Below are 19889 nucleotides of genomic sequence, written 5' to 3' on the forward strand. Positions count from 1 at the left end.
ATGTCAACAAATAATACATCAACAGTAAAATCCGCATTTACTGTCGGAAAATCCTTAATAGGAGAAGGAATTATTAACTACAAAGAAACAAACCCTATGAATACCAATAACGCATCACAATCACTTTTCAGATTTGTAAGTCTGAGAAACCCTCAATTAACAGAAATTAAAGACAAAAACTTAGGATTTATCCACAGACCTAAAGGAGTCACCGGTGTCTTTGATACAGCAGTCGTTGGAAGACCTGCCAAAACTTTAAAATTTACAGCCATGAAAAGGGCTGCCGGTGAGTTTAACAATTCCGGATTCGAAAGCGAGAAGAAAATCGAAGAAGGAGCATTTAAAGACCTTCTGATGATCGGAAGAAAGCTTTCTAAAAAAGAAACATTAGAAAGCGCTGACTGGACGTTCGTTACGGATTATTACAAAAGCCTTATTAATACCAACAGACAGCTGAACGCAGAAGGAATTGCTATATTTTCCCAGCTTTGGAATAATTATATTTATCAGATTGTTACCCAGGGAGATTTCTATATTAAAGAAGCCATCAGCCACATTTTAATGGCTATTCAGCTTGGTTTTGCCAGCAACCAGGACCTTACAGATCAGGAAATCATCAAAATTAATGGAGAAAAACCATTGGAAAAAGCAATGGATGGAAAAATTATACTTCCTACCATTCTATTTTCAGAGGATACGGAAACGGCTTCTTTAGTTTCATCTGCAAACGCTGAAGGTTCCGAACCGGCTTTGGCAGCAAGAACGGTTCAAAGATTAGAGTCTGAAGCAAGAGCTTCTTTTGTATCCAGCAAAGCGATCCACAGAAAAGAATCTCTGAACACACTGAATTCCGAGCTGGAAAAGCTTCAGAAAAAGTTCTATAAATCCAGATATCAGGCCTACCAGGACGAGTATTCCAAATATATGGCAGAAAACAAAGAGCGTTTGGAACTCTATGACAGAAAGCTGGCCGAAGTAGACAGTAAAATCACTCCGGACATGTCCGAAGAAGAAAAAGAACGTCTTTACAGCACTTTGAAAGAATATGAAGTTGCTCCTTTCGTATTTACGTACAAAAATGAAATCAATTTGGAAGATTTGCAGGCAAAGCTTTCTCCAGAATCTTTCGACCTTTTTGTAGAACTTTTCGGTGAATCTACAACCAGCTTAACTTCTGTGGCAGAAGATACAGACAGCCTTCAGATCCTTTCGCACGACACCTTAAGAATGGGTGCTCAGACCATTGTTCTTGATGATGAGATTGAAAGCTATGCTGATGCTTTAGTTGTTGTAAGAAACAATATCTCTGCTTCCATGGAGACGGCACTTCAAAATAGTCCTCTTCCGGAACAACAGTATGCCAATATCGGAGGAGCTTCAATACCTCTTATTCAGAATACAGCCAGAACACCGATGGCATACAGCTTATATGCTCACAGTGCTTACGTAGTAGCAGGCAGCAGAGGATTTGTTAATTTTTCTTTTGAAGTTGAAGATGTTTCGTGGAGCGTTGCCAATGCTAAAATTACGGCTACAACAGATGCTGCCGGAACTTTCGAAGAAAATTACAGCAATATTTCTGTAGTTGATAATAAAATTACCTTACCTGCGGCTTTGGTAAACAGATTCAGAACCAGCTTTAGTTTCAAAATAGAAATTATTTTTGATAACGGAAGCCAGGCCTATGGAGAAATTGCCACACAATATCTGAAAGAAGACTTAAATCTTACCGGAATGCTGACTCTGAAGCGTGCAGCAGTTGAAAACCCGGGTACACCTGAACCAGGTACAACCCAAAAACGTAAAAACTTCGGGATCAAAAGATTGGGCGTAGCAGATTATATGAAAGTCGTGCAAAGTGTTCATGCTTATGTTCCGGGAGAAGTGTCCAATATTGAGAACGTTATGGCAAGCGAACTGAGACATAAGTCTTCCGTTTCCAGAGAGTACTCTGAAATTACGGATACAACTTCCAAATCTCAGGAAACAGAGAAGATGTCAGACACTTCCAAAACTTCCAGAACGGATATGCAGACAGAAGTTGCGAAAGAAATTGAAAAGCAGCAGAGTATTTCTGCCTACACAAGATTCAGCTATGGAAATGACAGTGCCATGAAGTTTGAAATCGGAGCAGATTATGCCAATAACTCAGCACAGCACGACAGTACAAGACAAGCCGTAATGAAATCTCAGGAAATCACGGAAAGAGCAATGGAAAGAGTTCTTACTAAAATTTCAGAAGAAAGAGTTCAGAAAATCATCAAGGAATATACAGAAACCAATGTTCATGAATATGACAACAGAGGAAAAGTAACCAATACTGATAATGCTGAAGTAGCACAGCCTAAGCACATTACCGGAGTTTACAGATGGATCGACAAGAAAATGAAAAACCAGATCTACAACTATGGCAAGCGTACGATGTTTGAATTTATGGTTCCTGAACCTTCAAGATTACACCGTCTGGCTCTTACTGTTGCCAAAGCTCAGGTACTCAAAGCACCTGTAGATCCTAGAAAAGCACCGGAACCATGGTTAATGGCAGATCCAAAATCTGCAACGATTGTACAGATCCAGCATTGGGCTCAGGAATATGGAGTAACTTTAGAAGCTTTCCCGGAAGCAACCAAACAGGTTATCCATACAGCTTCCAGTGTTCCTCAGCAAAATGACGATTTCGGAATTGATTATACACAGTTTACCATCCCGGACAATTATGCCGGAAAAAATGCAAGCTTTGCCTGCAGATCAACCAGAAACAGAGGTGGTGGATGGTCAGGGTCACGTTATTCTGAAGTGATGTTCTCTAACTTAAAAGGAGATATGATTGGCCGTTCTGAACGTGGTGGAGACCTTAATTTTGACGACGGGTCATCTGGTTTCAATATCACAGGTAATGTATCTTTTCAGGTGAAGGGCCACAACGTAAGAAGTTATACCATCAAAGTTGTTGTGAACTGTGAGCTGAGCGATGCCTTTATCAACAAGTGGAAAACAGACAGTTTTAATGATATTATTAAAGCCTATGAAGCTGCTTATGCCAAATTCCAGGAAGATCAGGCAAGGCTGGATGCAGAGCAAAAAGAAAAAGAAGCTCAGCTTAAAGAAAGACAGGATACTTTCTACCGCTATATGGAACATGATGTCTTAAAGCACAACTGTATCGCTTATTTATTACAGGATTACCTTTATACATTAGGTCAGGAAACAACCAATGGTGCTGATGAGAAAACAACCATGGATAATTTCCAGGTATACCTGAATGAAAATCTGGACAGATATACAGCCCTTGCCAAGTTCATGGAGCAGGCATTTGAATGGGAAATCATGGATTATACCTTCTATCCTTACTATTGGGCCAACCGTAAGAGCTGGCAGGAATTCTATATCAGCGAAAGTATGGACCCATTGTTCAGAAGTTTCCTGCAGGCAGGTATGGCAAGGATTATCGTTACCGTAAAACCAGGTTTCGAAGCAGCTGTTCAGTTCTTCCTTGAAACAGGATTGATCTGGAATGGCGGTTCTGTTCCGGTAATCGGAGATCCAATGTACATGAGTATCGTGGACGAAATGAGACAGCCAACCGGAGAGCCTCAGGGTAAATACTGGATTACCAGAATCCCTACTACCCTAACGATCCTTCAGGATAAATCTACAGGACTTCCGGTAAATCAGCCATTACCGATTTTCCCTGAAAATGCCCCTGAGAATTGTGAAAACCCATCAGAACTGGAGTTTGAAACAAGTTTCAGATTAGATGAAGATGCACAGTTACAGCATGGAGAAAAAGACACCAGCACTTTAGGCTAATATTTATTCAACAAAATGGCGGTTAATCCGCCATTTTATTTCTCATAACATTAAAAACTAAAAAGATGAGCACAATAAAAGCATTAAAAGTTCCAAAAATACAGGATATTTCCTCTCCATCTCAAATCATAAAAGCAATTCCTCCGCTAGGGCTACCCCCAAAAAAAACTGGTAAATATTCAGAAGATTTTTATGGATTAGAAAGAAATGAAAAAATTGATTTTTCTAAGATAGTTAAATACTTGAAGACTGGCACAGAAGAACCTTTAGACTGGACTAACTTTATTGCCCCAACAAAAATAATTAATGAAAGTGTTGTAATTGGTACAGATGGTGTGGTTGATGTAAAGAGAAAAGTTAATGAGACAATTCCTTTTTCTTATATCAACTCTTATAAACAGAAAATTACAACATCGATTAGCTGTGGTATCAATAGAAAAATAGATAATATTGACAGTACAATATCAATATCTTTTCAAATTGACAGCAACCAAGAACAAATTAAGTGTAAGGCAGCATACTTTTATAAAAATACAGAACATTATCGGAATTCTGTACAGTCAACAACTTCAGAAAATGCATTTAGCATTAATGATAAATATGTTGGCATTATGTTTTTCAGTGAAAACATTACGGATATATATTACTTAATCAAAGAGATCCAAGGAGATACCCCTGAATGGTTTCAACAATTAATTAACAACAAATATATTCCATTAATTGAAAGGACTACAGATATTAAACAACTTATTTGGTTATATGAAAACGCCCCTGATTTCACATTATCCAGCTTAAAACCTGAAGTCTTATGGAAAAACATTTGTTCTTTTTACAGCTATGATGTAAACGGTTTTTTCAGCTTTGTAAGAGATGCCAGTCCTGCGTTAATGAAAGCATTATTTGCATTTAACACTCCTCAACGAATCTCATTTTTGATGCAACAATTCAATAAAAACCAAAGTTTTGTAGTTAACCTCTATCATGCTTTGGATGATGAGATAGCTTTTATGGGCCAGGAGGTTCCTTGTAGAATGGCCTTTATAAGTATCATTAATTCATTCTCTCATATCGCAAAAGATAATTTCACTTTTACTAATCATCTTTTTTCAGTTGGAAAAAAATCTTTTGTAAGTCTGGAAAAAATAGAGTCCAATCTAAAAGAGGATAAAAACAAATACTATGTTCAACAAAAATATATTACAGACGAACAATTAATAGATACCGGAAGTGTTATCATGGATATTGGTAGTAATACCATTACAACAAGAGCAATAAAACTAAATCCACTTGATATTGTTATTGTTATAGAAGAAGAAACTCAAAGTCTCTTATTTGTACCTGCATTGTTTCTCTATGATAAACAGCATCAGAAAAACATGGAAGGACTGGCCAGTGCAATCAGAATTGGAATAAACATGCTGGCGATTGCATTAGCTGTAGAAACCCTTGGAACAAGTTTATTAGCTGCTGAAGGAGCCAGCTCTATTACATTTTGGGGAATGTTAGTAGCTGTAGACGGAGCCATCGCCTTAGGAGATTTGGGAATTCAATTAGCCAAAGATAACCTAACGAAAGAATTTCTGGATATATGGGAGAAAATTTATAAAACAGCAGGTTATGCAACAGCTACAACAGCCGTAGTACAACAATTATACAAAATAGGGGGAAAGATATTAGCCGAAGAAACCAGAGCAGAAGTAAAGAATTTTGTAATGAGCTGCATGGTAAAAGTAATGCTTGAAAGAGAAATTTCTAACTTTACCAAAAATACATTTAAGGTACTCCTGACAAACAAGGAATTAATAGATGCAACAAGAGGTCTTGTAAACGAAGCTAAATCAAAAATGCTAAATAAATATGGCATGTTCCTTATAGAAGGACAGTTCAAGACTCAAAGAATTGTAAAAAATAAGGTTGTAGAAGAAGTTAATAACGAGATTGCTATAGTATATAAAGGTGAAATAATTACAAGAGCTCAAAAATCCGAGTTTTATAAAGAGGCCAACAAGCTGTTGAAGCACCTTAATAACCCAAAGGAATTTATTAAAGCAGCTGAAGAACTTCTTACATATGGTAAAATATATCCTACAAGTAATTTAAAAGATTTACTTACTGAAGCAGAAGCTTATAATAAATATGGGGATTGGGGTAGAAGCCTCGTAGAAAAGGTGAATATAGATGCTGCCAAAATTCTTTCTACTTTTGATGCTGGTGTTATTTTCGAAAAAACAATGATAAGTGGTTTCATTTATGTAAAAAATGGAATAAGGTATATTTCAACTGAAACCAATTTTTTGAAAGCAGAAATAGGAAAAGGAAAAGGTGAAGTATATAAAAATTTCATTGATAATATCCACCCTACTCTTAAAATAAGGTTGGAAAAGCATATTGCCCGTTTAAAAATGAAAGGGGTTCCTGCTGAAGAAATTGACATATTAAGGGCTGGTGCAATGGGGTCTCATGGAGAGATCAGAGCATTAGATAGGCTGTTAACTACTATTGATCCTGAAGGAAAACTGGGAGAAGCAGTCTTTCATGATATTATCGGATACAACAGATATTTAAGAATTGCCGATAAATTACAACCTCCATGTGTCCATTGTTATTATTTAACCTCAGGAATTAGATTCATGGGATTTTAATAAATTTGTTTAATACATTAATCGAATAATCATGGCATTAAAAATAAAAGAAAGCGAGTTAACATGTAACCGTTTAGATGGCGGAGGAGTTCCTATATATTATCACAATGGCAGCCCTTTTACAGGTATTGTTTTACGGTACTATGACACTGGCGAGCTTTTTTGCGAAGAGGAATATAAAGATGGCTATCAGGAAGGATGGTTCAGATCTTATCATAAAAATGGTAAAAAATACACAGAATACAAAGCCCATAACAACGTAGAATACGACGGAACTTATAAAAAATGGGATGAAAATGGTAATTTGACGGCATCCTTCTGATAAGAATATAATAGATAAAAATAAAACACGACACGTTTTGTCGCATGAACCGCATATATTTGTCCTATAAAACTTTACCATGAACGCAGCACTGCTGCACCCTAAAAAATAGAGAAATGAAGAAAGATTTTTATCTGACAAGATATGCCTTAATTATTAAAAGATTAGAAAGTTCTCCGGCTACCTATTCACAGCTGGAGGACTATCTTTTAAACTCTTTTGAATTCCAGGATGCAGGAATCAAGAGCTACTCTATCCGTACTCTGCAGAGGGATATCCGGGAGATTTCCGATCTTTTCAATCTCTCCATTCATAACAAAAAGAAGGGAGACAACCGGTATTATATCGAGAGCCGCCCGATTATGGAAGTGGATGAATACAACCAAAAACTTCTTGAATCTTTCCAGGTAAGCAACGCCCTGAATCTTCATCCGGACTTTTCAGATTTTATCTTTTTTGAAAGCCGTAAACCCACCGGTGTAGAACATTTTTATGATCTGTTCTTTGCGATCAGAAATAAAAGAGTTGTAAGTTTTGAACACTACAATTACAAGAACAAACTGATGACCTCCAGAAAAGTGCATCCTTTGGCTTTAAAAGAATCTAAAGACCGATGGTATCTTATTGCTATTGATACCAAAGACAAAGTTTTAAAATCATTCGGGCTTGACAGGATCAATTATCTGGATGTAGCCAAAAATCAGTTCAGGGAGAAGTATAAATACAACTTCAGAGAGCATTTCAAAAATGCATTCGGAGTGATGAACCTGACAGAACAGAATCCGCAAAACATTGTATTGAAATGCAGCCGCCATCAGGGAGAGTACATCAGAAGTTTCCCACTTCATCAGTCACAGAAAGAAACCAAAGAAACGCCGGAAGAGATCTATTTTGAGTTCTTCCTCCACCCTACTTATGATTTCATGCAGGAGATTCTTTCTTACGGAAAAGAAGTAACCGTTCTGGAACCGAAAACCTTAGTTGAAGAGATTCGCAATCATTTGCAGGAATCTTTGAACCGTTATCTTGAAAGCTGATCATAAAGAACTTATTTCATATTTTTTGTTATATTTACATAAATATACCCTTATTGAAAACTTTATTCATTGGCATCAGCTGCTTTATCTCTTCCTTTTTTCTCGCACAGCAGAAAGAAGAGTTCAGACTCGTAAAGAGTTATTATAACCAGCACAGAAATATGCTGAATAAAGAGTTCAAAAAGAAATTTGATGCAGAATCCAATACGGTAAAAAAAGCTGCGATAAAGGGAGACTTCCTTTTTTTCATGAAAAAAATGGATAGCATTGAAAACAATGCCCTGATCGGAGCTTTATTAAAAGTCAGGAATCTGGAGGACCTTCAAACCATCAAAAATCCCAGGCTCACCTCATCTGAAAAGTTTGCAGATGCTGAAAAGATTGCGGATTATCCCGGAGGCATCAATTCTTTGAGGCAGGAAGTCGCCAATCTGCTGTATGTTGACGGAGTATATTCTAAAGAGAAGATGATAAAAACGGATGTGGATTTTATTGTTGAAAAAGATGGAACAGTCAGCAATGTTCATGCACAGGGAGATAATTTTACCTTTAACAGACAGGCAGAAATTGCTTTATATTCTCTGGCGGAAAAATTTTCCCCGGCAATGCTGAAGGGCGACCCTACTATTTACCGCTTTAAACTTCCTTTAACTTTAACGATAACAGATTAATGTTTACCGACGAATATTACATGAAAATGGCGCTGCAGGAGGCAGAGGCCGCTTTAGAAAAAGATGAAGTTCCTATAGGATGTGTGGTAGTCTCCAACAACCGGATTATTGCAAGGGCCCATAATCTTACTGAAACACTGAACGATGTGACTGCCCATGCAGAAATGCAGGCCATCACCTCTGCTGCCAACTTTCTGGGAGGGAAATACCTGAAAGACTGTACGCTTTACGTAACGATGGAACCGTGTGTGATGTGCTCAGGAGCTCTTTCCTGGTCTCAGATTTCCAAAGTAGTGATTGGAGCGCGTGATGAGCAGAGAGGTTTTATCAATAAACATCTTTCTCTCCACCCTAAAACAGAAGTTATTACGGGAATCATGGAGACGGAATGCTCTTCTATTGTTAAAGAATTTTTTAAAAGTAAAAGATAATTAAAAACAAAAGCCGGAGGATAGTGATATTCTCCGGCTTTCAATTTTATAATAGTAAGACAATTTCTTTAGTCTTTTAAGATACAATATCTCACCAGATCAAAATATTCTCCGTCCTTTTTCACTTCTTTTATCAGAACAGCCTCCTGCTCCATTCCTACTTTCTCCATAATTCTTCCGGAAGCAGGATTGTGAGGAAAATGAGTAGCAAAAATTTTATTCAGTTTCAATTCTTTAAAGCCAAAATCTATTATTGCTTTTGCAGCCTCGGTTACATACCCTTTGTTCCAGTAAGGAATGCCTATCCAGTAGCCAAGTTCAGCTTTATCATCATCTCTGTCATGCAGCCCGATAGCTCCTATGATCTGATCCTCTTTATTCCGGATAGCAAACGTATACCCTGTATTATTTTCAAAAGCTTCTTTTGACATCTTCACCCAGGATCTGGCATCATTTTCCACATATGGATAAGGAATATTGGAAGTAAGATCAGAAAAAATCCTATGCTGAAGAAGTTCAACGATAAAAGGAATATCCTTTTCTTCCAGCTGTGAAAGGATCAGTCTTTCGGTTTGTAGTATGGGAAATTTTTCCATTATATTAATTGTAAGATTGAGGAACTAAAGTATCAGCTGGATTCAACCTCAACCTTAATCATTTAAATTTATAAATCTTTTCCGAGGAAATAAAGACCTTTCAATGTATGGAGCCTGTCCATCACATGGATCTTATCCGTAAGGGGTTTGTAAACATGGGAAACACCTCCCGTTGCTACTACGAAACAATCGTCATTCACTTCTTCGTTGATACGGCTGACAAAGCCTTCCACCATTCCGAGAAAGCCATATACCATACCACTCTGCATACAGGTTACCGTATCCAGTCCCAAAACAGATTTGGGTTTCTTCAGTTCGATATCCGGAAGCTGTGCAGTCTGGTTGATCAGTGAGTTCAGAGACGTAACAATTCCCGGTGCAATAATTACCCCTAAGGTTTCTCCTGTTTCAGCTACACAGCTTGCTGTAAGGGCTGTTCCGAAATCTATGACAATTTTCTTTCTGTTCGGGTACAGATTGTGTGCAGCTACAAGGTTGGCATAGATATCTGTTCCCATCTGCTTGGATTTAGCCTGCACTCCGGAAGGTGTATTTCTGTCAACAATCACAGGATTTGTTCCATGTATTTTTTTGATCCCGGAGCTCATTACTTTGGTAAGCTGAGGTACTACGGATCCGATAATTACCTTATCAATCTCTTTCGGATCAATTTTATAGGTTTGATAGAGCATCAGCATCTGTACATAAAGTTCATCTGCTGTTCTGTAAGGTTTTGTATTGATGACCCACGAAATATCACAATTATCGCCATTGAAAAGACCAAATCTGATATTGCTGTTTCCTACGTTTATTACGATTGAATTCATTGACATATTTTTCAGAAGAAATTCATTATGTATAATTGAAATCCCGCTTATTTTTGAGGCACTAAATTTAATAATTTTAAAAAAAAGAACCTGTCATAATCAGACTAAATTACAATGGCTCACTTATTTTTTCTTTCTCCGGAACAAATCAGTATATTTAATAACACATTATAATTATTCTGATTAACTCATGAAAAAACTGATCTTCGGTACTTTACTATGCCTCAGCGTCTCCATTTTTGCGCAATCCGGCAATTCAATGGCAAGCATTTTACAAAAAATAAAGAGTCAGTCGAAAATTGATACTCAGGATAAAACAGTTTATGATCTGATGGATGAGTTTTATCAGAAAAATCTTCAGGCTGACAATGATGAAATGACTCCCGAGTTTACCCACAAACTTCAAAAAGCAGTTTCGGATTCAAATACCAAGAATATACACCTGCTTTATCTTTTTCTGATGTATCAGCAGCATATCAGCCAGGCCGTGGCAGAAGGGAAAAAACCAAATCCCGTGTTTCAGATTGAAACCATGAATCTTCTGGAAAGTGAAACAAAAGAAGTATATGGAAAGCTCCCGGCAATTATTTACATTTTTAAAGCGGAGGCCTTGGAGAGCGGCACAAGAAAGGAAGAAGCACAAATTACAGTTGCAAACGGCTTAAAAGAATATCCGGATTCTGTTCCTTTAAAGGTTTACAATTATCTAAATACCAAAGATGAAACTTTGAGGAAAGATCTTATCCAAAATCATCCTAATCACTGGATGGTACAGCAATTTGGAATACAATAAAAAAATCCACAGATGAGTCTGTGGATTTTTATGTGATATATTTATAGTTATTTTACTTCAACAAAATTATTTTCCATGTTTACATCTGCTATTCTCTGGCTGAAATCGATTCCCAGTACAGACAATTGAGATTTTGAGTAAGGAATAGTAAGGGTATATTCTTTTTGAGTCCATGGCCAGTAAGGCATTGTTTTAAACTCACCATAAATATCCTTTTCTTTCCATGTATGGGTCATATTCATCGGAATCTGATAGGTAACAACTTTCTTATCGGTAGTCATCACACCAAAATCAATCGGCATCGGAACCTGACCATTATTAATCAGGGTAATGGTGGTAGACTTCGCATCATACTTTACATCCTTAATTCCGTAATCGATAGTTTTTGTCGTATTGATCCAGTAATTATGGAACCATTTCAGATCCATCCCTGAAACTTTCTGTGCAATGTGAAGGAAGTCCCTGTCTGAAGGATGCTTCATACTCCACAGGTCATAATATTGCTTTAAGGTTTCGGCAAGGTTCTGCTCTCCCATAATATATCCAAGCTGCACCAGATACAATTCACCTTTTACATAGGATGCATAGGTGTAAGATGTACCGTTATCATGATGATCTCCCAACCAAACGGCAGGTTCTTCAATTCCTTTTTTAACGAAGTTTCTGTAGGCATCCAATCTTTCAACAAAAGGATTCGGAAGATCTTCAGGGAATAACTGATACATGGTATAGCCTTCCGCATAGCTTGTAAAACCTTCATCCATCCACGGACGTACAGATTCGTTAGTGGCAAGCATCTGCTGATACCATGAGTGGGCTCCTTCGTGAGCCATTAATCCCATCAAATCTTTAACACTTTTAGCTTCTCCTAAAATCATGGTACACATCCCGTATTCCATTCCGCCGTCTCCTCCCTGGATAAATGCATAGGTAGGATATACATATTTTCCAAAATGAGCATTCATGATCTGGAAATACTTCGTGATATAAGGCTGAGATTCACCCCATGCTTTCGTTTTATCATTTTTCTGATACACCAGGTATACTTTCGGGCCTTCCGGAACATTGAAGCTTTCTACAGAATAATCTCTGTCTGCACTCCATGCGAAATCAAGGATATTTTTTGCGGTCCATTTCCAGACCACTTTTTTGTCTTTTTCTGTTTTTATTTTGGCATTGGCATCGTAGCCTTTTACTTCTGTTGGATTTTCCAGAATTCCTCCTGCTCCTACGACATAATCTTTGTTGATTTTAATGGTAACATCAAAATCGGAGAAAGGTGCATGAAATTCTCTTCCCAGATAATCGAAAGTGGCCCAGCCATCATAATCGTATTCAGCAATTTTCGGATACCACTGCGTCATGGTCATGTCTACTCCTTCTCTGTTGTTTCTTCCGCTTCTTCTGATCTGCATAGGAATCACAGCATCCCAATCCATTGTAAAAGTAGTCTTAGAATTAGGCTTGATTGGTTCTGCCAGATACACTTTCATAATGGTTTCCTGAACCTCAAATTTAAGGTCTTTCCCATTTTGCTTAATCCAGTGAATATTCTGAGCTCCTTCCTGATCTTTTGGAATGGAAGCGAGTCTTGAAATACCATCTTTCTGCAGTCTTCCGTCACCATTTTTTCCCTGGGAAGCCACTCTCTGATCCATCATGGAATTAGGTTTGAAAGCATTCCAGTATAAGTGGAAATAAACCACATTCAGCTCATCGGGTGAATTGTTGGTGTATTCTAAAGTTTGTTTTCCCTGATAGGTAAATTTTTCAGCATTGACATCTATATCCATCTTGTACTTCGCAGCCTGCTGATAATAAGCTCCTTGCTGAGCCTGAAATTGTGAAATGATAAACGCAAAAATGATTGCAGCCGATTTTCTCATTTAAAATTTTATTTTTTCTAAAGGTAGGTAATTTATATAAGAACCTCAAATAGGAGTTATCCCGAGGTTTTATTCTGTTTATTATGGTTTTAGATGGATATTAATCTGAATTGTTAAATTCTTTTTTGAGCTTTCTTTCAATAATCCGATTTACAGTTTTTAAAAGTTGCTTCTCCTATTTTCATATGTTTTTAATATTTTTTTGATTAAAGTAATCTGTCCCAGATGATAATAGCTGTGTTCAATCATTCCATCAATATTCCTTCGGTAGGTTCCATATTTTTCATCAACGAAAACCTCATCAAGTTGGGAATCCGGCATTTGTTCCAATAATGCGGCAAACCTTTCAGAATCCGTCCAGAGTTTACTCAACAAGGCTTCCCATTGTTGCTGAGATTCTATGGAAGGAATATCAAAACTGAATTTATCTTTAATCTCAAGATCTCCTCCTTCAAAGACATTGACAATTCCTGCAATATAATAATCAATGTGAAAAGTGAGCATCGCAATGGTGTTTAAAGAATCAATCTTTGTCACAGCCTGCTGCCAGGTCACATCTGAAAGCTGATCTTTAAAATTGGTATTGGCGATCCAGAGACCATCCAGCAAAACTTCTCTGAATCTTTTGGCAAGTTGTGAAACTGAGCTCATGGATATTTTATTTATGTTTCCTAAAGATAGGTTTTTATTTAAACACAAATATCACCAATGAAAACCACTATTTTAAACACAATAAAATAGTGTAATTTGTGCAAATAAACTTGTGATACTCGTGTTTAAATAATTACAAAAAAACCTCAAATACAAAAGTATCTGAGGTTAATATTATAATGATTGAACTACAATTATTTTTTAGTTGAAGCTTCTTTCTTTCCACTTCTTAAAATCTTCTCAAGGATTCTTAAAGTGATCAGATACGTTGGTTTTACTCCTGTAAGACCTAAGCCTCCTGAAGAGAGTGTACTTCCTGTTTCCAGTGGATTATCCGATGCATAATAAGCATACATGACAAACAGATCCGGTGAAATATGGTGTCTGATCTTGGATGCTACCTGAATAGCTTTCTGGTAGTGTGCCCCTTCCATTTCAAGACCAATAGCTTTCCATGAAGTATTCATAAAGTAAGAAAGGATATCTTTATTCTGTAGAGAGGTTCCCAGCACCGTAATCATTGGACCTTCAAAAGCTTTCAATTCATCATCGTTGAAATCTTCCAGTTTTAAAGCATTTTCAAAAGGATAATTATCTGCAGTTCCTTCAAAAATATGAGAAGTAGGAATCATGATATCTCCCTTCGCTCCGGTAAGAATACCTGCTTTACCCATGATGGAAACGGATTTTACATGCATCATGTATACTTCTCCTTTATGTTCAAAAGGTCTCAGCAATTCGTCCATTACTTCGAAAGCCTGCTCTCCGAATGCATAGTCAAAAACCATGACCACATCATCACCTGAGAACTTGATGTCTGCAAATGGTGTATTTTTCAGGTCTGTTTTGCTGAGGTCTATAATCTGAACGTCAATATTACTTCCACTCTTGTCAGCAATATGGATCATTCCCTCCTCCAAAGCATATTTTAAAACTTTATCACGAAGTTCTTTTTTGTTCGAGATATCTTCGTACAGCTTATAATCCACTTCATGATGCTGTTTCTTTTTAAGGGCGTCATTGGCATACAGCATATTTTTCACCGAGTGCATATTGGCTGAAATAATATGCAAAGGACGCATGTGAAGATTGTTTTCAAATAAAACCTCTTTCACTTTGTTTGCCCATTTTTCTCCAAAATAATGGTGTCCTACTCTTTCTTTCAATATAGAACTGAAATGAATTTCTCTTTCCCTGCTACCTTTTGCATCATCAAGACTTACTTTTCCTAAGTTGTAAATGATTTTGAACAGACGGTCAGGATTATGATCGTCACCAAAAGTATTATAAGCTCTTAAAGTTTCATCAAAAGATCTTCCTATTAAAGAAGAAAGATGAATAAGTGCCACTTCTTTTTCTTTTCTGCTGAATTTCTTTTCTCCCTTCACTACTTCTTCAATAATTTTGAAGGCACGTGTCGGTTTCCAGTTTTCATCCTGGATGAAGGCCAGATTACGGATTTTATCCGCTTCTATAAACAGGAATGTAAGGTGGGTAAGAATGTCATAAATTTCGGAACGGCCCAAAAGAACCTCAATATTCATCTGGTGTTCGTCTATTCTATAACAGTTTCTTCTTCTTTTCTTGGGAACAATAGGTTCGAAACTTCCTTTATCAAACCCTTCATCAGATGTAAGATGAATAAAAGCACATTCTTCAATTCCTTCCGGAAGTCTGTCCAGTACATACATCAAACCGTCCAATTCCAATTTGCTTGGAATATTCATGGTTCCATAAATTTCCGGATTGATGGTCTTTAACAAACTTCTGATACTTTCTCCTGAAACTCCGCCCGGCTTGAAAAATCCTCTATAAAATAAGTGTCTCATAGAGATGTATAGTCTTTCAATAGCCTCTGTTGTTTCTCTTGCTCTAGAATTTGTCATAAAATAAATTTCACACAAATATACAAAATCTTTACCCACTTTATTTTAACTGTCTTTTAACAAGTCGTTTAATCCCATCGTATTATTTTAATTTGCACAATATATAGTATATTTACATTGACATCTATAAAACAGGCGTGAATTCTCACATCCTAAATATTAAATCACAAAACACCCCTGTTAAAAAACACCAAACAATTGTTTAAATTATATAAATTTCCTAAACACCCCTAAAATTTTCAGGGTTAAAATATTTTCAATTCATTTTTTTTGTAAATTTGCGCTGTAAAAAATCAACCCAATTATGTCAACCTTAAGATTCAAAGCATTAGAAACCCTTCCATTTAAGGATTTCAGAAAAGACAACTCTGTTGAGATCCCTGCGAAATTATCAGAGCTATTCTGTAAAAATGTTTTCTCAGAAGAAACTATGAGAGAATATTTAACAAAAGAAGCATTCGGTTCTATCATGGATGCGATTAAAAAAGGAACTAAAATTCAGAGACATATTGCAGATCAGGTAGCTGTAGCGATGAAAGACTGGGCAATGAGCAAAGGTGTAACACACTATACGCACTGGTTTCAGCCTTTGACGGGTACTACTGCAGAAAAGCACGATTCTTTCTTCACTCCAATCGAAGGAGGTAGAGCAATCGAAAGATTTAGCGGAAACATGCTTATTCAGCAGGAACCAGACGCATCGTCTTTCCCTAACGGAGGTATCAGAAATACTTTTGAAGCAAGAGGTTATACAGCTTGGGATCCTACGTCTCCGGCATTCATTATGGGAACTACATTATGTATTCCTTCTATCTTCATTTCTTATACAGGAGAAACGTTAGATTATAAAGCACCTCTTTTAAGAGCTTTGAACGCTGTGGATGAAGCTGCAACGAATGTAATGCAGTATTTCGACAAAAATGTAACGAAGGTAACTCCTACTTTGGGTTGGGAGCAGGAATATTTCCTTGTTGATTCAGCATTATACCAATCACGTCCGGACCTTGTACTAACAGGTAAAACATTATTAGGACATTCTCCGGCAAAAGGACAGCAGCTGGATGACCATTATTTCGGTTCTATTCCGACAAGAGTAATGAACTTCATGAAAGAGCTGGAAATCGAATGTATGAAATTGGGAATTCCTGCAACAACAAGACATAACGAGGTTGCCCCTAACCAGTTTGAGCTTGCTCCAATGTTTGAAGAAGTAAACGTTGCGGTAGACCACAACTCTTTGTTGATGGACATCATGGCAAGAGTAGCACACAAACACCATTTCCATATTCTTTTCCACGAGAAACCATTCGCGGGAGTAAACGGAAGCGGAAAACACAACAACTGGTCTTTAGCAACAGATACTGGTGAAAACCTTTTAAGCCCTGGAAAAAATCCTAAGAAAAACTTACAGTTCCTGACATTCTTTGTTAACACCATTAAAGCGGTTCACGAATATGCAGATCTTCTAAGAGCAAGTATCGCTTCTGCAAGTAATGACCACAGGCTTGGTGCCAACGAAGCGCCGCCGGCAATTATTTCCGTATTCATCGGAAGCCAGCTGTTCAGTGTATTGGAAGAACTTGAAAAAGTAACCAACGGAAAACTATCTCCGGAAGAGAAAACAGAATTAAAATTAAATGTAGTTGGTAAAATTCCTGAAATCCTGTTGGATAATACAGACAGAAACAGAACTTCACCATTTGCATTTACAGGAAATAAATTTGAGATCAGAGCGGTAGGTTCTTCTGCAAACTGTGCAGAGTCTATGACTGTAATGAACACGATTGCAGCTAAACAGCTTAATGATTTCAAGAAAGAAGTGGATGCTTTAATTGAAACCGGTCTTAAGAAAGACGAAGCGATCTTTAATGTATTGAGAGAATACATCAAGCAGTGTAAAAACATTATGTTTGAAGGTGACGGATATTCTGATGACTGGGCGAAAGAGGCTAAGAAAAGAGGATTGAACAACCTTAAGACGACTCCTGAAGCTTTAAAACAGGAAATGGACAAGAAATTCTTAGACCTTTATGAAGAGATGGGAATTTTCAACCACAGAGAAGTTGAAGCGAGAAACGAGATTAAATTAGAGAAATACTCTACTGTAATTGATATTGAGGCAAGAGTGTTAAGTGATATCGCCAGAAACCACATCATTCCATCTGCATTAAATTATCAGAACAGATTAATTGAAAACGTAAAAGGTCTTAAAGATATCTTTGGTGATAAAGAATTCAAAACGCTGGCAAAAGAGCAGATGAGTTTAATCACAAGCATTTCTGAAAATGTTTCTAAAATCAAGCTTGGTGTTGAAGATCTTATCAAAGCCAGAGAGGCTGCAAAAACTATATCTGACAGCCAAAAACAGGCAGAAAACTATTGTAACAAAGTAAAACCATTATTTGATCCTATCAGAGAAGCTTCTGATGCTTTGGAAATGATGGTGGATGACGAGCTTTGGCCAATGACAAAATACAGAGAAATGTTGTTTACCAAATAACACCTGTAAAGTTCCATATTAGTTTAAATTCCCCGGAAAACCGGGGAATTTTTTTGTTTTTTTAACAGCACTGAAAATTAAGATTTGAATCACAAAACATGATATATAGAAGAAAATCGAAGAAGTTTGTTAAAGAATCTTAATAAAAAAAACCGCACACTTACCAAAAACAGGCTGTTGCGGTTTATTTTTCTTTAACATATGTAAATTATATGTTAAAATGTGTTAAAATAAGATCCTGACAATTATCATATCAGGGGTCTTTTGCTTGGAATCTCTACTTTTGTAATGCTTTTGAAAATAAATATTCCTTTTTAACACGGATAATCAAATATATATGAAGAAAAGAGTTTTGTTTTATTTAGTTGCTTTAGTCTCTACAGTTTCATTGCAATCGTGTGCTACAAATTATGTGGTTTCAAAACCAGCAACTTACACAAAAGAATACAAAACAGATGCCAAACTAGCTTCTATAGATAACAAAAAAATGGAGCAGGATAAGCAAAAACTTATCGACTCATTCCTTGCAGAAAAGGCGGCATCTATCGCTAGTGCTAAAAAAGCAGTTAAGAATTCTGAGATTGCAAAAGCAATCAAACATAATAAAACCATTGACGGTATCCTTGAAGAAGCTGAAACATACCTTGGAACTCCTTACAGATATGGAGGAACAACCAGAAACGGTATAGATTGTTCAGCTTTTGTTCTTTCTGTATTCGGAGCAGCAGCAGGTCTTAGCTTACCAAGAGTAGCGGCGTCTCAGGCTCAGGAAGGTGAAAGAGTAGAAAGAGGAGAACTACAGAAGGGAGATTTGATTTTCTTTTCTCATGGAAGAAGAATTTCTCACGTTGGTATTGTAGAAAGTGTTTCTGAAGATGGTGAGATTAAATTTATCCACGCAGCAACATCAAAAGGAGTAATGATTTCTTCACTGAATGATTCCTATTGGGGACCTAAATTCAGATTCGCAAAAAGAGTGATCAACGAAGAAGGAGAAGCTTACAACAACTTAGCAGCAGCTACTCTTCCTACACCCGCAAATTTTTAATTTTATAAATAATTGATTTAAATAATGAAGCCATCAGAATCCTGATGGCTTTTTTATATACGCTATTTCGGCTAAATTCCGGCTAAGCCAGGTTAAATATTTCGAGAAGGAGAAAAACGGGCTAAAACCCACTCCTATTATTTTAATATTGATAATTTATAAGCAAACAGAACTTAACCAAAGATATCAGCTGTTCTTATCAATTTCAATATCCAGTTTATATAACAGTCCATGGATCTCAGAAATCGAAAATCTGGTCTTTTTAAGCCTGTTTAAAGCCGGATCTATCGAATAGTTAACAGAAGTCCTGAAATCTGCTTTTTCCAGGTTTGTGCCGTCAAAAACAGCGCCTGACAGATCGCAGTTACTGAAGACTGCATTGGACAGATTACACTCACTGAAATCTACCTCAATTAGTTTTGAATTTTTGAAAACAGTTTTTTTAACGGATGTCTGATAAAAAACGGAATTGTTCAATGAACTTCCATCAAAAGTAAAGGATAATCCGAATGCATTGCAGTCATCAAACTGAAGCCCGAACATTTTACATTCTTTAAAGACAACCCGGTGAAAAGCTGTTTTGATCAGTTTTACCATACTGAGATTGCATCCGATAAATTCACAGTCTGTAAAGCTGAAACCGGATAGATTTCCGTATTCAAAATTACAGTTTCTGAACGTACAGTTTTCGTACTCACTTTTTTCTAAAGGAAGTTGCGTGAAATCTTTGCTCTCGAAATCTTCGTCTGAGAAATAGCATTGTTTCATAAAAATTGTTGATGAAGTTAA

At 36.8% G+C, this 19889-nt stretch carries 15 protein-coding genes; 9 read left to right on the forward strand and 6 right to left on the reverse strand.

Annotation, left to right across the window (positions count from 1 at the left end):
• The 6 genes from LIV57_RS01755 to LIV57_RS01780 all read left to right on the forward strand — a co-directional run bounded on the left by LIV57_RS01755 (position 1) and on the right by LIV57_RS01780 (position 8913).
• The gene (locus tag LIV57_RS01755) at positions 1 to 3810 is read left to right on the forward strand and encodes a hypothetical protein (protein ID WP_227941180.1); all 3810 of its coding nucleotides are present in this window, start codon (positions 1 to 3) and stop codon (positions 3808 to 3810) included.
• 65 nt (positions 3811 to 3875) lie between these two features.
• The gene (locus LIV57_RS01760; RefSeq protein ID WP_202841858.1) at positions 3876 to 6452 is read left to right on the forward strand and encodes a hypothetical protein; all 2577 of its coding nucleotides are present in this window, start codon (positions 3876 to 3878) and stop codon (positions 6450 to 6452) included.
• 31 nt (positions 6453 to 6483) lie between these two features.
• Entirely contained in the window at positions 6484 to 6774 is a 291-nt protein-coding gene (locus tag LIV57_RS01765; RefSeq protein WP_034691694.1) for a hypothetical protein, read from the forward strand.
• A 116-nt stretch (positions 6775 to 6890) separates the two neighbouring features.
• Positions 6891 to 7811 carry a helix-turn-helix transcriptional regulator gene (locus tag LIV57_RS01770; RefSeq protein ID WP_137904446.1) on the forward strand — a complete coding sequence of 307 codons (921 nt, stop codon included), beginning with the start codon at positions 6891 to 6893 and terminating at the stop codon, positions 7809 to 7811.
• A gap of 53 nt (positions 7812 to 7864) precedes the next feature.
• Positions 7865 to 8482 carry a hypothetical protein gene (locus LIV57_RS01775; protein ID WP_227941181.1) on the forward strand — a complete coding sequence of 206 codons (618 nt, stop codon included), beginning with the start codon at positions 7865 to 7867 and terminating at the stop codon, positions 8480 to 8482.
• Entirely contained in the window at positions 8482 to 8913 is a 432-nt protein-coding gene (locus tag LIV57_RS01780; RefSeq protein WP_114822261.1) for a nucleoside deaminase, read from the forward strand. The genes LIV57_RS01775 and LIV57_RS01780 overlap by 1 nt, the downstream gene beginning before the upstream one ends.
• A 68-nt stretch (positions 8914 to 8981) precedes the next feature.
• Here LIV57_RS01780 and LIV57_RS01785 read toward each other — a convergent pair whose 3' ends face one another.
• Both LIV57_RS01785 and LIV57_RS01790 read right to left on the reverse strand, forming a co-directional pair.
• Entirely contained in the window at positions 8982 to 9509 is a 528-nt protein-coding gene (locus LIV57_RS01785) for a GNAT family N-acetyltransferase (protein WP_227941182.1), read from the reverse strand.
• A 68-nt stretch (positions 9510 to 9577) separates the two neighbouring features.
• Positions 9578 to 10336 carry a type III pantothenate kinase gene (locus LIV57_RS01790; RefSeq protein WP_110009141.1) on the reverse strand — a complete coding sequence of 253 codons (759 nt, stop codon included), beginning with the start codon at positions 10334 to 10336 and terminating at the stop codon, positions 9578 to 9580.
• A gap of 190 nt (positions 10337 to 10526) precedes the next feature.
• On the opposite strand from LIV57_RS01790, the gene LIV57_RS01795 reads away from it, so the two are divergent.
• Positions 10527 to 11129 (forward strand): hypothetical protein, encoded by a 603-nt coding sequence (locus LIV57_RS01795; RefSeq protein ID WP_227941183.1) that lies wholly within the window; start codon positions 10527 to 10529, stop codon positions 11127 to 11129.
• A gap of 47 nt (positions 11130 to 11176) precedes the next feature.
• Here the strand turns inward: LIV57_RS01795 and LIV57_RS01800 are convergent, their stop codons facing one another.
• The 3 genes from LIV57_RS01800 to LIV57_RS01810 form a co-directional block, all read right to left on the reverse strand.
• On the reverse strand, positions 11177 to 13015 hold the full coding sequence (locus LIV57_RS01800) for a M1 family metallopeptidase (RefSeq protein WP_227941184.1): 1839 nt from the start codon (positions 13013 to 13015) through the stop codon (positions 11177 to 11179).
• A 159-nt stretch (positions 13016 to 13174) separates the two neighbouring features.
• Complete coding sequence (locus LIV57_RS01805; protein ID WP_227941185.1) at positions 13175 to 13666, reverse strand: DinB family protein; 492 nt, start codon at positions 13664 to 13666, stop codon at positions 13175 to 13177.
• A gap of 194 nt (positions 13667 to 13860) precedes the next feature.
• Positions 13861 to 15552, reverse strand: coding sequence for a DUF6909 family protein (locus LIV57_RS01810; protein WP_227941186.1), 1692 nt, complete (start codon positions 15550 to 15552; stop codon positions 13861 to 13863).
• A gap of 304 nt (positions 15553 to 15856) precedes the next feature.
• On the opposite strand from LIV57_RS01810, the gene LIV57_RS01815 reads away from it, so the two are divergent.
• Together LIV57_RS01815 and LIV57_RS01820 are read left to right on the forward strand one after the other, a co-directional pair.
• Entirely contained in the window at positions 15857 to 18052 is a 2196-nt protein-coding gene (locus tag LIV57_RS01815; protein WP_137904454.1) for a glutamine synthetase III, read from the forward strand.
• A gap of 337 nt (positions 18053 to 18389) precedes the next feature.
• On the forward strand, positions 18390 to 19100 hold the full coding sequence (locus LIV57_RS01820; RefSeq protein ID WP_227941187.1) for a C40 family peptidase: 711 nt from the start codon (positions 18390 to 18392) through the stop codon (positions 19098 to 19100).
• 186 nt (positions 19101 to 19286) lie between these two features.
• On the opposite strand, the gene LIV57_RS01825 is transcribed toward LIV57_RS01820, so the two are convergent.
• Complete coding sequence (locus tag LIV57_RS01825) at positions 19287 to 19868, reverse strand: pentapeptide repeat-containing protein (protein WP_227941188.1); 582 nt, start codon at positions 19866 to 19868, stop codon at positions 19287 to 19289.
• Positions 19869 to 19889: the final 21 nt, after the last annotated feature.

The sequence above is a fragment of the Chryseobacterium sp. X308 genome (assembly GCF_020733145.1).
GTDB lineage: Bacteria > Bacteroidota > Bacteroidia > Flavobacteriales > Weeksellaceae > Chryseobacterium > Chryseobacterium cupriresistens.